Source organism: Ureibacillus sp. FSL W8-0352 (assembly GCF_038004345.1).
Taxonomy (GTDB): domain Bacteria; phylum Bacillota; class Bacilli; order Bacillales_A; family Planococcaceae; genus Ureibacillus; species Ureibacillus thermosphaericus.
In genome coordinates, this window is record NZ_JBBOQT010000001.1 from 1,287,210 (window position 1) to 1,303,232 (window position 16,023).

General features: G+C 36.7%; 15 protein-coding genes, 1 riboswitch and 1 other annotated feature. Of the genes, 4 read left to right on the forward strand and 11 right to left on the reverse strand.

Features of this window, described 5'->3' with window-relative positions; translation table 11 throughout:
• Positions 1 to 25: 25 nt before the first annotated feature.
• From NST98_RS06515 to NST98_RS06550, 8 genes are all read right to left on the reverse strand, one after another.
• On the reverse strand, positions 26 to 139 hold the full coding sequence (locus NST98_RS06515; protein ID WP_408056479.1) for a DUF2292 domain-containing protein: 114 nt from the start codon (positions 137 to 139) through the stop codon (positions 26 to 28).
• Positions 140 to 173: 34 nt separating this feature from the next.
• Positions 174 to 926 (reverse strand): sirohydrochlorin chelatase, encoded by a 753-nt coding sequence (locus tag NST98_RS06520; RefSeq protein WP_340705236.1) that lies wholly within the window; start codon positions 924 to 926, stop codon positions 174 to 176.
• Between the two features lie 9 nt (positions 927 to 935).
• Positions 936 to 1,703 carry a uroporphyrinogen-III C-methyltransferase gene (cobA, locus tag NST98_RS06525; protein WP_340714734.1) on the reverse strand — a complete coding sequence of 256 codons (768 nt, stop codon included), beginning with the start codon at positions 1,701 to 1,703 and terminating at the stop codon, positions 936 to 938.
• A gap of 542 nt (positions 1,704 to 2,245) precedes the next feature.
• Positions 2,246 to 3,820 (reverse strand): IS66 family transposase, encoded by a 1,575-nt coding sequence (gene tnpC / locus NST98_RS06530; protein WP_445684053.1) that lies wholly within the window; start codon positions 3,818 to 3,820, stop codon positions 2,246 to 2,248.
• Between the two features lie 77 nt (positions 3,821 to 3,897).
• Positions 3,898 to 4,251: an IS66 family insertion sequence element accessory protein TnpB gene (gene tnpB, locus NST98_RS06535; protein ID WP_340714537.1), complete on the reverse strand. Its 354-nt coding sequence runs from the start codon at positions 4,249 to 4,251 to the stop codon at positions 3,898 to 3,900.
• Positions 4,248 to 4,442, reverse strand: coding sequence for a hypothetical protein (locus NST98_RS06540; RefSeq protein ID WP_340714536.1), 195 nt, complete (start codon positions 4,440 to 4,442; stop codon positions 4,248 to 4,250). The genes tnpB and NST98_RS06540 overlap by 4 nt, the downstream gene beginning before the upstream one ends.
• Positions 4,443 to 4,536: 94 nt before the next feature.
• Positions 4,537 to 6,951, reverse strand: coding sequence for a leucine--tRNA ligase (gene leuS, locus NST98_RS06545; protein WP_340705234.1), 2,415 nt, complete (start codon positions 6,949 to 6,951; stop codon positions 4,537 to 4,539).
• Between the two features lie 143 nt (positions 6,952 to 7,094).
• Positions 7,095 to 7,306, reverse strand: a binding site (T-box leader).
• A gap of 116 nt (positions 7,307 to 7,422) precedes the next feature.
• Positions 7,423 to 7,611: a hypothetical protein gene (locus tag NST98_RS06550; protein ID WP_340714735.1), complete on the reverse strand. Its 189-nt coding sequence runs from the start codon at positions 7,609 to 7,611 to the stop codon at positions 7,423 to 7,425.
• Between the two features lie 224 nt (positions 7,612 to 7,835).
• Between NST98_RS06550 and NST98_RS06555 the strand changes: the two genes are divergently transcribed.
• Both NST98_RS06555 and NST98_RS06560 read left to right on the forward strand, forming a co-directional pair.
• Positions 7,836 to 8,792, forward strand: coding sequence for a TIGR01212 family radical SAM protein (locus NST98_RS06555; protein WP_340714736.1), 957 nt, complete (start codon positions 7,836 to 7,838; stop codon positions 8,790 to 8,792).
• Complete coding sequence (locus NST98_RS06560) at positions 8,789 to 9,370, forward strand: class I SAM-dependent methyltransferase (RefSeq protein WP_340715685.1); 582 nt, start codon at positions 8,789 to 8,791, stop codon at positions 9,368 to 9,370. The genes NST98_RS06555 and NST98_RS06560 overlap by 4 nt, the downstream gene beginning before the upstream one ends.
• Before the next feature lie 20 nt (positions 9,371 to 9,390).
• Here the strand turns inward: NST98_RS06560 and NST98_RS06565 are convergent, their stop codons facing one another.
• Both NST98_RS06565 and NST98_RS06570 read right to left on the reverse strand, forming a co-directional pair.
• On the reverse strand, positions 9,391 to 10,881 hold the full coding sequence (locus NST98_RS06565; RefSeq protein ID WP_340714737.1) for an alanine/glycine:cation symporter family protein: 1,491 nt from the start codon (positions 10,879 to 10,881) through the stop codon (positions 9,391 to 9,393).
• Positions 10,882 to 11,045: 164 nt separating this feature from the next.
• Entirely contained in the window at positions 11,046 to 11,840 is a 795-nt protein-coding gene (locus NST98_RS06570; protein WP_340714738.1) for an alpha/beta hydrolase, read from the reverse strand.
• A gap of 123 nt (positions 11,841 to 11,963) precedes the next feature.
• On the opposite strand from NST98_RS06570, the gene NST98_RS06575 reads away from it, so the two are divergent.
• Complete coding sequence (locus NST98_RS06575) at positions 11,964 to 12,476, forward strand: gamma carbonic anhydrase (RefSeq protein WP_016837043.1); 513 nt, start codon at positions 11,964 to 11,966, stop codon at positions 12,474 to 12,476.
• Between the two features lie 90 nt (positions 12,477 to 12,566).
• Here NST98_RS06575 and metK read toward each other — a convergent pair whose 3' ends face one another.
• Positions 12,567 to 13,763: a methionine adenosyltransferase gene (metK, locus tag NST98_RS06580; RefSeq protein WP_340714739.1), complete on the reverse strand. Its 1,197-nt coding sequence runs from the start codon at positions 13,761 to 13,763 to the stop codon at positions 12,567 to 12,569.
• Positions 13,764 to 13,995: 232 nt separating this feature from the next.
• A riboswitch (SAM riboswitch) is annotated at positions 13,996 to 14,107 on the reverse strand.
• 251 nt (positions 14,108 to 14,358) lie between these two features.
• On the opposite strand from metK, the gene pckA reads away from it, so the two are divergent.
• Entirely contained in the window at positions 14,359 to 15,945 is a 1,587-nt protein-coding gene (gene pckA / locus NST98_RS06585; protein ID WP_016837041.1) for a phosphoenolpyruvate carboxykinase (ATP), read from the forward strand.
• Positions 15,946 to 16,023: the final 78 nt, after the last annotated feature.

Here is a 16,023-nt window from a genome sequence, read left to right on the forward strand (position 1 = left end):
CCTCGATAAAATAAAATTATTTTTTTTACTTCAATCGAATCTTTTCGTTTTTTTCGATTTGAATTATAAAATTATCTTGAACAATTAAAGTGATTGAACCATAATTCATTGTGCTAATCATTTTTTTAATGCTTTCCATTGCCTTCTCAAAATTTTGTTGTTTTTTATCCATTTCAATCACTCCCTACAAATGAATATAGTGATTCTTCAATTCTCTCAATAAAAACTTGACGCACATTGTCGTCATAACCTAAACATTCACACAACACCACTTGTTCTTTCGAAAATCCTTGTTTCGCTACCCTTTTCTCAATGCCTAATTTTAATAACCCTGTAAATAACAAATAAGGAATTATGAATACCCGATTTTTGCTGTCATTTAATTTCATTAATTTTTCGTCGAAGGATGGTCCGTTACCATACAAAAAGCAAATATCAACTTTTGCATATTCGTATGTTTGTTGAAGGAGTTTTGCAATTTCTCCTAGTTCCTTCTGTACACTTGGATCACTGCTTCCCCTCCCAATCAACAAAATCTCCGTTTTCTTTGGGTCTACTGGACTTTGTTCCATTACTCGGCTGTGTAAACTATGAATAAGCTTTTCATGAACGCCGAGAGGTTTTCCAATCGTAAAGGTAACAAAAGGATATCGTCTTTTTGCTTGTTCGATTTCAGATGGAATATCGATTTTTGCATGATTTGCAGAAAGCAATAATAGTGGGATTACTGTAATGCATGTTGCTCCTTTCGAAACACATTGCTCTATCCCTTTTAAAATCGATGGTTCTGCCAGTTCTAAAAAACAATATTCTTGAATACCAACATCGATATAGGGTTTTACTGTTTCAATAAACTGAATCGCTTCTTTTACACCCTCTTTTACTCGGCTACCATGAGCAACATACAACAATGCTTGCAATCTCATCTCTCCTGTTTACATAGTTTCGCGTAAAGTCGACTGACATTCTTCAAACCACGCAATCTTTTCACGCATGTTTACAACTTCTCCTACTATAATCATTGAAGGATTTTGAATCTTCTCTTTGTTTGCGATGCTTACAATTGTTTCTAACGTACCCGTAACAACTCTTTGATGATCGGTAGTTCCCCATTCAATTAATGCTACAGGAGTAGTTGGATTTCGCTTATATTTCAACAATTGCTCTGTAATGTATGGCAAATTACCAATACCCATATAAATTGCTAACGTATCGACTGATTCTGCCAAACCTTTCCAATCAATACCTTCGTCTTTTCCCTCTCTCATATGACCAGTAATGATTGCAAAGCTCGAACCAAAATCTCTATGAGTTACAGGAATTCCAGCATATGCAGGAGCAGCAATACCAGAGGTAATGCCTGGCACAATTTCAAACGGAATGCCCGCTTCCCTCAAGACCTCTGCTTCTTCTGCCCCACGCCCAAATACGAAAGGGTCTCCTCCTTTCAACCTTGTAACAATTTTCCCTCTTTTTGCATGGTGTACAAGCAATTGGTTAATTCGCTCTTGTATGACATTATGTAATTTTGGTAACTTTCCGACAAAGATTAGTTCAGCGTTTTGTTTCGCATAAGAAAGCAACTCTTTTGATACAAGACGGTCGTACAAAATAACATCTGCTTGTTGAAGACATCTCAAACCTTTTACCGTTATTAAATCGACACTGCCAGGACCAGCCCCTACAATATATACTTTTCCCATTTTGTTCCCTCACGTTTTTCCTGAAATATACAATCAATGATGATCATGAATACTAAAACCTTAAATTCTTATAAAACAACTAAGTTTTATGTTTTTTATATATTACGAAATACCCTATAGCTTTTCAATACTTTTTTCCAAATTAAGAATAATGGATTCATTTTTTCAAATCAGCCAAACCAATTTCAACCCGATTTAAAAACTTACATTAACAAAAAGGCCATAATATCCCCTTGAACACAAGTACTCGTGTCTTTATGGTTCATCCGGAGAATATTACGGCCTCTAGTTTTCTAGTCAGCACTTTAATTCATAGTAATTTGGTATAAATAATAAGGTTAAAAACTTGATAAGTCAATAGAATTTTTATAATTCTATAAATTTAGTAAGAATTATTTACATAAAAATAACAATGACTCAAAAGATTTCTTACTTTTGAGCCATTGTTTTCAACAAATGCTGTAAGCCCGAAATAAAAATAGCGCACCTTTCGGTACGCACGACGAATGGCCAGCTAACTGAAAATTTTTTCGGTTAGCTGGCTATTTTGCACATGTGGCTTGGATATTTTCAGACCAAGGCAGATAGTCATGTAAAATTTCAGGTTGCTGATGAATTGGTAAATTAGGAAGATCTGTCATCAGCTTTACTAAATATCGATAGAAGTCAATCCCATTTGCTTTGGCTGTTTCAGCTAAACTTAAACAAATCGCATTTGCTTTTGCACCTGCTTCGCTAAAAGAAAAAAGCCAGTTTTTTCGACCAATCACATTGGGACGAATGGCATTTTCAGCTGGATTGTTATCAATGGCAACGTTTCCGTTATCGAGAAACACCTTTAACTCTTCTTTTCGGCTCAATGTATATTCCGCAGCTTTCGCAATGGCATTTTTACCGAAGAAAGGTGAGCGATCAATCCAATCAAAAAATTCGTCGATGATGGGTTTAGCTTCTTTTTGCCGAATTTGCACACGTTTTTCTGGTGACAGATGTTTTATTTTACGCTCGATATGAAATAACCGATCACAATATTCCACACCTATTCGACCATTCTTACTGTCTACTTTTAACCAATATCGACGTACATGGGCCCAACAGTTGGCGAATTTCACATTAGGCAATTGATTGTAAGCTGAATAACCATCGCAAATGACAGTTCCTTTAAAGTCCTTGATTAAATCTTCTAAGATAGCTCGTCCACGAGATAGAGCACTCTTAAATAAAACAATAATCGGACCTTCACTTTGGACGCTACGACACACCCAATTATAGGCGTTTGATTGAGGAGCCTTTCCATCGGAACGTTTGATGATTTTCGAATAAGTTTCATCAATGTGTAACACTGATTTTTTCATTAGCTGCTGCTTCATCAAGTCATATAAGGGCTGTAGCCAATCTTCAGATACACGAATGACCCAATTCGATAAATTTTTATCATTCGTTAGTAAACCATAACGTTCCCATTCCTTTACCTGACGATAGAGAGGTAAGTACTGAATAAACTTATCATAAATAAGTTTCGCTAGAACAGTAGGCCCGGCAATACTTCTTTGAATGGCACCTTGTGGTGCTTTCCCACGTTTAATTTGAGCTTTTTGTAAGTTGTCTTTTTTACATGTTTTACATTCGTATACATGTTCAAAATGTTGTACCCGTTTCATTGTTGCTGGAATAAATTTCGCCTCTTCACGCACAAGGACTGAACTAAATTCCACCATTTCTCCATGGCAACAGTCACAAATTATGTTTTCTGGATGATGATGAATTTCTTCTATTTCAATATCTCCACGAAAGGAATCATTTCGCTTTTTATTTGTCTTTTTACGAGTAACGGTATAACAAATTGTTTCCGTGCTTTGTTCTTCTGTGTGCTCAGATTCGTTAAAAAAAGGGTCATCTTCATCTTCAAATAAAGAAATTTGCCCATCAGGCGCTCGATACTTAGACTTTTCAGATTTAGAACCATATAAAGCTTTTGTTAATTGGCGAACTTGTTCAGTTAACACCTCAATTTGTTTCAACGATTGCTCCAATTTCTTTGCTAATTCGTTATTCTGCTTATTTGAATGTGCTAATTGTTGTTCCAGTAATTGAATCAATCGTTCTTTTTGTTGCATAGAAGTGTTGCCCAAATCATTCACCACATTTCGTTCAATATATACTATGGATAATTATACCATTGAAAGTGTTTTGATTAAAAGACACCTTTTTTAGATTTTACAATAGCCTTCGGTTGTTGAAGGGATAATCCTTCTAACAACCAACGTAGTTCTTGTTGAGAGAGTTTTCTTACTTCATTTTCATTTTTTGGCCATTGTAATTTTCCATTATCCAAGCGTTTATAAAGCATCGCAAATCCATCACCATCGAAATACAAACATTTATAGCGATCCTTACTCCAACCTGAAAATAGAAAAATTGAATCACCATATGGATCTAATTGAAACGAATCTTGAATGAGCGTAGCCAGACCATCGATACCTTTTCGCATGTCGGTCTTCCCGCAAATAATATAAATATTTTTTACGCTCGTAAAATCATGTTTCATAGATTTTTCAACTCCCTCATAATGGTTTGAATAATGTGCTCATCTACGCCATTAAAGAAGGAAATCTCAGCGAGAGCAGTTTTAATGACGCAACCTGGTTTAGCTGCATCATGTGGAGAATGAAACGAAGTAGCTTCAGTTGGAAGAGGATTAAGTTTAACAGGGACAATTGTTAATTTATTTTTGGACATAGATATGGCACCTCCTTTAATTGATACGTCTATCGTACCGAAGGTGCCAAATATATTATATGCGTTATTTGATTACGGGCTTACCAAATGCTTTTTATTTCACAACAATATTGACAAGTTTTCCTTGAATGGTAATCACTTTAACAATTTCTTTTCCTTCAACAAGTTCTTTCACTTTTTCATCTTCTTTTGCAATTTCTTCTAATTGTTCTTTTGATGCATCTTTCGCTACTTTCACTTTTGAGCGGACTTTCCCGTTAACTTGAACTACAATTTCAACTTCATCATCAACGAGTTTTGATTCATCATAAGTTGGCCAAGGTTCATATGTAATCGTACCCTCATGGCCTAAAATTGACCAAAGTTCTTCACCAATATGTGGTGCAATTGGAGAAAGCATTTTTACAAAGCCTTCTGCATACTCTTTTGGTACTACTTCAACTTTATAACATTCATTGATGAACACCATTAGTTGAGAAATTGCTGTATTGAAATGTAAGTGATCGTAGTCTTCAGTCACTTTCTTTACTGTTTGATGATAAACTTTTTCCAGCGTTTTATCATCGGACTCTTGAATTTTATTAGAAAGTGTCCCATCTTCGTTTACAAACAGTCTCCAAATTCGATCTAAGAAGCGTCTTGCTCCATCTAGCCCCTTCGTAGACCATGCAACAGAAGCATCTAGAGGACCCATGAACATTTCATAAAGTCTCAACGTGTCTGCACCATGGCTTCTCACAATGTCGTCAGGGTTTACAACGTTACCTCTTGATTTAGACATTTTTTCATTATTTTCTCCTAAAATCATTCCCTGGTTGAATAATTTTTGGAATGGTTCTTTCGTTGGAACAACGCCAATATCGTATAAGAATTTATGCCAGAAGCGAGCGTATAGCAAATGAAGAACGGCATGTTCCGCCCCACCAATGTAAATATCTACTGGCAACCAGCGCTTTAAAAGCTCTTCATCTGCAAGTTTTTCTTTGTTATTTGGGTCGATATAGCGCAAGAAATACCAGCTGGATCCTGCCCATTGAGGCATTGTATTAGTTTCACGACGACCTTTCTTACCTGTTTTCGGATCTACGACATTTACCCAATCTTCAATATTTGCTAGTGGAGATTCTCCTGTACCACTTGGGCGAATATCATTTGTTTTAGGCAAGCGAAGAGGTAACTCTTCCTCAGGTACTGTTGTCATTGTGCCATCTTCCCAATGGATAATCGGAATTGGCTCGCCCCAATAACGTTGACGGCTAAATAACCAATCACGCAGACGATAAGATACTTTTCTTTCTCCTACGCCTTTTTCTTCCAACCACTCGATGGCTTTCTTAATTGCATCATCTTTTCCTAAACCATTTAGGAAATCGGAGTTGATATGTGGTCCATCTCCAGTAAACGCTTCTTCTTCAATATTTCCGCCTTCTAAAACAGGAATGATTGGTAAATTGAACTTTTTCGCAAATTCATAGTCACGTTCGTCATGTGCAGGAACCGCCATAATAGCACCTGTTCCATACGAAGAAAGCACATAGTCCGCAATCCAAATTGGAATAGCTTTTCCGTTAACAGGGTTAATGGCATATGCACCAGTAAATACACCTGTTTTTTCTTTTGCTAAATCTGTACGTTCTAAATCAGATTTAGATTGTACTTGTTCAATATAAGCATCCACTTGTTCTTTTTGTTCAGGAGTCGTAATTTCTTTTACTAAATCATGTTCCGGTGCAAGAACACAATATGTCGCTCCGAACAATGTGTCAGGACGTGTTGTGAACACACGGAATTGTTTGTCAGTACCTTGTACAGTAAATGTAACTTCAGCACCTTCTGAACGGCCAATCCAATTTCTTTGCATTTCTTTTATGCTTTCAGGCCAATCCAACTCATCTAAATCTTCCAATAAGCGGTCAGCGTATGCTGTAATTTTTAGCATCCACTGTTTCATTGGTTTACGTATTACCGGATGCCCTCCGCGTTCTGATTTACCATCAATAACTTCTTCATTGGCAAGCACAGTACCAAGAGCTGGACACCAGTTTACAGGTACCTCATCAATGTATGCTAATCCATGTTTATATAATTGAATAAAAATCCATTGTGTCCATTTATAATATTCTGGATCTGTTGTATTGATCTCCCGATCCCAGTCATATGAAAATCCTAATTCTTGAATTTGACGTTTGAAGTTCTCGATATTTTGTTGAGTGAACTCTGCAGGATCGTTACCTGTATCTAATGCATATTGCTCAGCAGGGAGTCCAAACGCATCCCACCCCATTGGATGAAGGACATCATAACCTTGCATGCGTTTATAACGAGATAATATATCTGTCGCTGTATAGCCTTCTGGGTGACCTACATGCAAACCTGATCCAGATGGATAAGGGAACATATCCAATGCGTAAAATTTAGGTTTCGAATTATCGTTTAATGTTTTAAAGGTTTTATTTTGCGCCCAATACGTCTGCCATTTCTTCTCAATTTCTCGATGATTGTAACTCACGGGTACTTCCTCCTTGACCTAATTTATTGCAACCTTTTTTACTACATACGTGAAACAATAAATTGCCTATCCGTATATTATCCTAAAAGTGGTAGAATTAACGGAATTTTTAAAAAAATAAAAAAACTCGCCCCAACCTAAAGAGAAGGGACGAGAGTATGTTATTCCCGCGGTACCACCCAAATTAGTGACACATGCACTCAGCTCATACCTTAACGCGGTGAACGGTTTTAGCTACTACTTTTCACTAAAACAGACTCAAAGGCGAGTTCGATTTGTCTGCTTACTAGCTCCCACCAACCGCTAGCTCTCTGTTAAAGCGTCAAAATCTACTATTCCTTCTCCTAGTCGTACATATTTTCAATGAATTCATTTTAATAGAAATATAGAAATTATACAAGCCCTATAAATACAAATCTTAATGTATATTATTTTAGACTAAATTTCCTCATATGGCTAGTTTTTCACCAGTTATTCTGTATTTCTTTTCTTTATCTCCTTTAGTATATTTGAAACAATTCGAACAACGTAATAAACCGCTCCACCAAATCCGATAATGGCTAGAGCAAAAAATGCGGAATGCTTGAAAAAACCTAGTATCATGCTTAGAAGATAAATAATAAAGAACATGATGAATCCAATAGCATTTCCTATCCCCATTATTTGAAATATCAACCCTAAACTCCCCTTTTTTCCTAATCGATATAATATTACCTATTATAACCAATATTGTGAATTTTAATATAAACCATATAAGCAATATGAATAAGATTACAACGCTTCCTCTTCAATGTTATAATGTGTAATGGTATTCCGCTCATCATTCAACATCTAACCCAACAAAATGCAACTGTTTTCGTGAATACCAGTAAGGAGTGAAACAATTGACAGAGCAACAATTTCCATTCCCTTCCGATGGGAAACGTTATTATACATGGAATCGATATTTGCGTGATCAGTTTGGCCATAAAGTATATAAAGTAGCATTAGATGCAGGCTTTGATTGTCCGAATCGAGACGGAACAGTGGCATATGGAGGTTGTACTTTCTGCAGCGCTGCCGGCAGTGGGGATTTTGCCGGTGACCGAGTTGACCCAATTCCGGTCCAATTCGAAAAAATTAAATCAAAAATGCAAAATAAATGGAAAGACGGTAAAACAATGGCCTATTTCCAAGCATATACAAATACTCACGCACCTCTACCTGTTTTAAAAGAGAAGTTTGAAGCTGCACTAAATTGTGAAGGAGTAATGGGTTTAAGCATCGCGACTCGCCCCGATTGTCTACCAGATGACGTCGTAGAATATTTGGCAGAATTAAATGAAAGAACATTTTTATGGGTTGAAATGGGACTGCAAACGGTACATGAAAGAACAGCGAATTTAATCAATCGAGCTCATGATTATGCTACATATGTTGAAGGAGTCGAGAAACTTCGCAAACATAATATACGTGTCTGTACCCACATCATTAACGGTTTACCATTAGAAGATTACGATATGATGATGGAAACGGCACGTGAAGTGGCTAAGTTAGATGTTCAAGGCATCAAAATTCATCTCTTGCATTTACTAAAAGGAACACCGATGGTAAAACAATATGAAAAAGGCATGTTACAATTCCTTGAAAGAGAAGAGTATATCAAACTTGTAGCAGACCAATTAGAAATTCTTCCGCCAAACATGATCATCCATCGCATTACCGGTGATGGACCGATAGAGTTAATGATTGGACCAATGTGGAGCGTGAACAAATGGGAAGTGTTAAACGGAATTGATGCTGAATTAGAACGCAGAAACTCCTGGCAAGGAAAATATTATAAGGCGGAAGTGAACAAATAATGCTAGAACGGGTTTTACCTTACGCAAAAACTTTATTATCATCTGTAATTAATGAAGGTGATATCGCCGTTGATGCAACCGCTGGAAACGGCCACGATACATTATTTTTAGCAAACCTTGTAGGGGAGACTGGTTTTGTCTATGCCTTTGATATCCAACAACAAGCAGTAGATGCAACAATCCAACGATTAAAAGAAAAGGGATTAGAACATAGAGCACGTGTCATTTTAGATGGACACGAACAACTTTCTAAATATGTTCAAGAAGAAGTTGCGGGGGCTGTCTTTAATTTAGGCTACTTACCTGGTGGAAATCATGACATTATCACCAAAGGAGAAACAACTATTTCTGCAATTGAACAATTACTATCACTTTTAAAGATTGGCGGCATGATTGTTTTAGTGATTTACCATGGTCACGAAGGTGGGAAAGAGGAAAGAGATGCGGTGATTGAATTTGTAAAATCTCTTCCTCAAAAATATGTTCACGTTCTTCGCTATGAATTCATTAATCAAAAAAACGACCCTCCGTTTATCATCGCTTTGGAGAAAATAAAAAAACTGCCGGGCTTAAAATAAAGTCCGCAGTTTTTCTTTTTCTACATTTTTGCTTTTTCTTTATTTACTTGTTGTTGATTTTGCGATTGATTACGCTCTACCCAGAAATCTGCATTTTTAATTCCTAATTTAATAGGATCAAATACAGGATCTTTTCCAGCTTTTCTTTGTTCCTCATAATCTTTTAAAGCTATGAAGGAAGGCTTCGCTAATACAATAATCCCTATAACATTTGTCCATACCATTAAACCAAGTCCGATATCCCCTAGTAGCCAAGCTAAATCTGATGTTCTTACTGAACCGTAAAATACGGAAGCAAGCATTACAATTTTTAGAATCCAAGTAATCGTTCCTTCTGTGCGTCCGGAGAATAAATAAGCAACATTCGTTTCTGCAATATAGTAGTAAGCCATTAATGTTGTGAATGCAAAGAAGAATAACGCAAAGGCTACAAAAGCAGAACCGAAATTATCTAATCCAGGGAATGCTCCAGTAACAGCAAGCTGAGTAAATTCTGTATAGCTATGCCCTGGCACATGTTCAACAATTAATTCTCCTTCAGCACTATTCACATTCGTATTGTAAGTGCCCATGAATAAAATCATTAACGCTGTTGCGGAACATACAAGCAACGTATCAATATAAATAGATGCTGCTTGCACTAGACCTTGCTTCACTGGATGGGATACTTCCGCAGCTGCTGCAGCATGTGGACCTGAACCTTGTCCTGCTTCATTGGAGTAAATAGCACGTTTTACCCCCCACGCAATGGCTGCACCAATCATACCACCGAATGTTGCATCTACACTAAATGCGCTTCGAATGATTAATCCGAACACTGCAGGCACTTCTGAAATGTTCATGATAATTACGACAATTGCTACTAAAAGGTATGCAACCGCCATAAATGGCACGATAATTTGGGCTGCGTTTGCAATACGTTTTACCCCACCAATAATGACAAATCCTAATAAAGCAATGACAGTTAATCCTGTCATCCAAGGTGAAATGTTAAATGCAGTGTTCATTGCTTTGGAAATAGCATTTGATTGAACTCCAGGCATCAAGATAGCCATCGCTAAAATGGCTGCAATCGCAAACATTACCCCGAACCAGCGTTTTCCAGTCCCCTTTTCCATATAATACGCCGGTCCACCACGATAAACCCCTTGTTTCTTAGTTTTATAGATTTGCGCTAAAGTTGATTCAACATAAGCTGTTGATGCTCCAATAAATGCAGTAATCCACATCCAAAACACTGCACCCGGACCACCAAATGCAATAGCGCTGGCCGTACCAATAATATTTCCGGTACCGACACGTCCTGAAAGCGCTATCGTTAATGCTTGGAAAGAAGAAACTCCAGCTTCAGATTTCTCCCCAGTAAACATTAAAACAAACATTTCTTTAATTTTTCTAACTTGAGCAAATCGGGTCATAATCGAGAACACAAGTCCTACGATTAAAATCCCATAAATCATGATTGGCCCCCAAAGGATGCCGCTAATCCATTTTAAGAAATTTTCTAACATACACACACCCCTTTAAGTTTATGTATCACGAATATTTTTTATATTACAAAAACTTATGAAAACAATCAATATTTTTAGATATCATTTTTTTAAAAAAATTATTAATTTTATATCAAAAAAGGAATGTCCATATCGAACATTCCTCCAATTTCAATATAATTCAATTAAACTATATATCCTATAGATCGTAGAACATTATTCATAAAATCTCTCATGTATAGAAATACTTCTTCCCTTTCATAATCATGAAAAATATTGTGATAACTATGGGGCCAGTCTTTATATTGAAATTCATTTGTTTTTTGCAATAATAGCCACTTTCTTGCCGTTTCTGAATCCGCCACTTTATCTTGATTAGGGGTAATCAGCAAAATGGGCAATGACAATGTCTTATCCTGAGTCATCAAATTTTTCATTAATTGTTGAATGTCTCGATACCATCGAACGGTAACATTGGAATGATATGGTACGTCATCCTCCATCTCTAGAAAACCATCAGAATTTCGAGTAAATAATCGTTTATCAAACTCCATCGACACTTTTTTGCTTGGTGCTATGTTCATGCTTGCTAGTGCACTTGTAAGTAAATTGGAATGTTTATGCAACTGTAACCATGGAGCAGTTAATACTAGTCCAGCGCATTCCGTCTTCGTTGACCTTAAAAATTGAATTGCAAGGGTTCCGCCCAAGCCATGCCCAATGATAAATACTGGTAAATGATATTGAAGAGCGCTTTTCATGAGCTGTTTAATGAAAAGTAAGTATTCGTCAATTAATTCATCATGAACCCTCGTAAATTTTGAGCCTTCTTCATGCCCTGGTAAATCGCCCATCACGACATGATAACCTTCCGTCATCAATTTTTCTATTAACCATGCATACCAACGGTGGTTTTCAAAAGCGCTATGTATTATTACTATAACAGCTTTCGGTTGCTCTTTAGTTTCCCACTTCCACATAGCGTTCCTCCTAAATCCACTAATACTTCTGTCATTACAAGTTAGTTTTGTTCTATTTTCAAATATTTTCTTATTTGCTAGGATAATATACATAATAATACTTTAGAAATGAGGAGCTTTGCGATGATTTATCCTTATAAAGATAAAGAACCTAATATCGATCCTTCTGTATTTATAGCAGACCATGTAACGATTACTGGAGATGTTACAATTGGCGAAGATACGTCAATTTGGTTTGGAACTGTGATTCGCGGAGATGTTGCACCAACGATTATTGGAAAACGTTGTAGCATCCAAGATTTAAGTTGTTTACATCAAAGTCCCAATAACCCTCTAATCATAGAGGATGAAGTCATCGTTGGTCATCAGGCTACTTTACACAGTTGTATTGTACGTAAACGCGCTTTAATTGGCATGGGATCCATCATATTAGATGGTGCTGAAATCGGTGAAGGAGCACTCGTTGCAGCTGGAAGTTTAGTACCTCCTGGTAAAAAAATCCCTCCAAATTCTGTCGCTATGGGCAATCCTGCTAAAGTCGTCCGTCAAGTAACAGAAGAAGATCGTAAAGATATGGATCGCATTATTCAAGAATATGTTGAAAAAGGGAAATATTATCAGTCATTAAAGAAATAAAATTCAAGTTATTATATTTATACAATATTAAATTTACATTGAAAAATAAAAATGCAGGCGTTCATATTTGCCTGCATTTTTATAAAATAATTATAATCCTGCCTTCTCTCTTAATAATTGGGCCACATCTGTTCTTTCCCATGGCAAATCGATATCCGTGCGACCAAAATGACCATATGCAGCAGTTTGTTTATAAATTGGACGACGCAAATCTAGCATTTTAATGATACCCGCAGGTCGTAAATCAAATAGTTCTTTGATCCACTCAACTAATTTGCTCTCACTTACTTTACCTGTTCCAAAAGTATCAATTGAAATGGATACAGGACGTGCAACACCAATTGCATAAGCTAATTGAACTTCTACTCGATCAGCAAGACCAGATGCTACGATGTTTTTTGCTACATAACGCGCAGCATAGGCAGCAGAACGGTCCACTTTTGTAGGGTCTTTTCCAGAAAATGCTCCTCCACCATGACGAGCATATCCACCATAAGTATCCACAATAATTTTGCGTCCAGTTAGACCCGCATCTCCTTTTGGTCCACCAATTACGAAGCGGCCAGTTGGGTTAATGAAGTATTTAGTATCGTCATCAATCAACTCTATTGGAACAATTTCCTTAATAACTTTTTCCATCATATCTACTTTAATTTGATCAAGAGTAACTCCTTCATCATGCTGAGTAGAAATGACGATTGTATCAATGCGACGAGGTACATTATTTTCATCATATTCTACAGTAACTTGTGTTTTACCATCTGGTCGTAAATACGGAATCTCTTTTGATTTCCGAACTTCTGATAATCTTCTTGCAAGTCGATGAGCTAAACTAATCGGTAGAGGCATCAGTTCTGGAGTTTCATTGCAAGCAAATCCAAACATTAATCCTTGGTCTCCAGCACCAATCGCTTCGATATCCTCATCAGTCATATATCCTTCTCGTGCTTCTAAGGCTTGGTCTACACCTTCTGCAATATCTGGTGATTGTTCACCGATTGCAGTGAGCACCGCCAAGTTTTCTGCATCAAATCCAAATTTCCCACGCGTATATCCAATTTCTGCGACAGTGTCCCGAACAATACTTTGAATATCGACATAAGTTGTCGTAGTAATTTCTCCGGTTACAAGCACTAATCCAGTTGTAACAATTGTTTCACAAGCAACCCTTGCATTTGGATCTTCTTCTAGTATCGCATCCAATATTGCATCGGATATTTGGTCACAAATTTTATCTGGATGACCTTCTGTTACGCTTTCTGATGTAAACAGTCGACGATTTGACATTAAATTTCCTCCTAAATTTACGAGACGAATCTCTGCTATGATACGGTACTCATTATCCATTTTGCCTTAGCAACATTCGCCCGTAAGGAACAGTGCGAAGATGATGAAAGGCTTTAAGAAATTTTTATCTTTTTATAGGTTTTATAGGTTGAATGAGTACGACATTTGTGCTTGAATAAAAAAAGTTCCTATCCACATGCATGAGGAAAGGAACTAAACATTCTACCTTTCACTCTTATCGTTCAAGGGAACCCCTTGCATCAGGTTAGCACCACGCATTATTATAGTAATGCAGGTTGCCGGGTTTCATAGGGCCTTAACCCTCCACCAGCTCTGGATAAGAGTATCCGTTCAACCAACATGTTACGTAATATACTATACAATGTCAAATATTTTTTCCTTTTTCTCAAATTTGACATAACCCGGTATTCTATAATTTACTTATAAGTAGGTACTCTTGTTACAAGCAAAAAATTTTCATAAATAATTTTAAGAATTAGTATAGATTATTTCATCTAATGTGTTATACTAATTTCTGTATTATATAACCAACAATTAATTTTCCTAAAAATAAAAAAAGGATGGTATTTAATCGATGAATTCAGTAGAAATTGCAAATGAGCTGAAGGAATTATTAAAAGGTGGAAATATAAACACTCAATTGTCAGTGCCTCAATTAGTTGAAAAGGCGGTAACTCGTGGAGAAGCCAAATTAACAATTGATGGTGCAATTGTTGCTGAGACAGGTAAATATACAGGCCGTTCTCCAAAAGATAAATTTATTGTCGAAGAAGAAAGCATTAAAGATAAAATTGATTGGGGTAGTGTAAATCAGCCAATCTCTGCTGAAGTGTTTGATAACTTGTATATAAAAGTATTAAATTACTTAAAAGAAAAAGACGAGTTATTTGTATTTAAAGGCTTTGCTGGAGCAGATAAAGAATCTCAATTATCTATTCAAGTAGTAAATGAATATGCTTGGCACAATCTTTTCTGTCATCAATTATTCATCCGTCCAACAAAAGAAGAATTAGCTTCTCATACAGCTGATTTCACAATTATTTCTGCACCTGGTTTCAAAGCGAATCCAGCTGTTGACGGAACAAACTCTGAAGCATTTATTATCGTATCATTCGAAAAGAAAATTATTTTAATCGGTGGTACGGAATATGCTGGTGAAATGAAAAAATCTATTTTCAGTATCATGAACTACTTGTTACCTGAAAAAGGAATTCTTTCAATGCATTGCTCTGCTAACGTTGGAGAAGATGGTGACGTAGCGTTATTCTTTGGTTTATCTGGTACTGGAAAAACAACTCTTTCTGCTGACAGTGATCGTAAATTAATCGGTGATGATGAACATGGTTGGTCTGACAACGGTGTGTTCAACATTGAAGGCGGCTGCTACGCTAAAACAATTAATTTATCAGCTGAGAAAGAGCCAGAAATTTATAATGCCATTCGTTTTGGTACAGTGTTAGAAAACGTTGTAATCGATTCAGAATCACGCATTCCTGATTACGATGATAATAGCTTAACAGAAAATACACGTGCAGCGTATCCAATTCATTACATTGATAATATTGTAATGCCTTCTATTGCTGGTCATCCGAAAACAATTATTTTCTTAACTGCTGATGCTTTTGGAGTGCTTCCTCCAATCAGTAAATTAACGAAGGAACAAGCAATGTACCACTTCTTAAGCGGATTCACTTCTAAATTGGCTGGTACTGAACGCGGCGTTACTTCACCTGAACCAGTATTCTCTACATGCTTCGGTTCTCCTTTCTTACCACTTCCAGCAACAAAATATGCTGAAATGTTAGGTGAGAAAATCGATGAACACAACGTTCAAGTATTCTTAGTGAACACTGGTTGGACTGGTGGCGAATACGGTGTAGGTAGCCGCATGAAGCTTTCATATACTCGCGCAATGGTACGTGCTGCTATCAGCGGTAAATTAAACGATGTTGAAACAAAACAAGATGGTATTTTCGGATTACACATCCCAACTGCAATTGAAGGGGTTCCAAGCGAAGTGCTAGATCCTCGTGAAGCTTGGAAAGATAAAGAAGCTTACGATCAAAAAGCTCGTTATTTAGCTGATTTATTTAAAGAAAACTTCAAGAAATTTAACAATGTATCAGAAGATATTTTGAAAAAAGGTGGACCATTGGTTTAATACTAACGTTCCATCCATATTAAGATTAAAGAGGGCGCCTAATAAGTTATTTGAGGCGCCTCTCTTTACGACTGATGC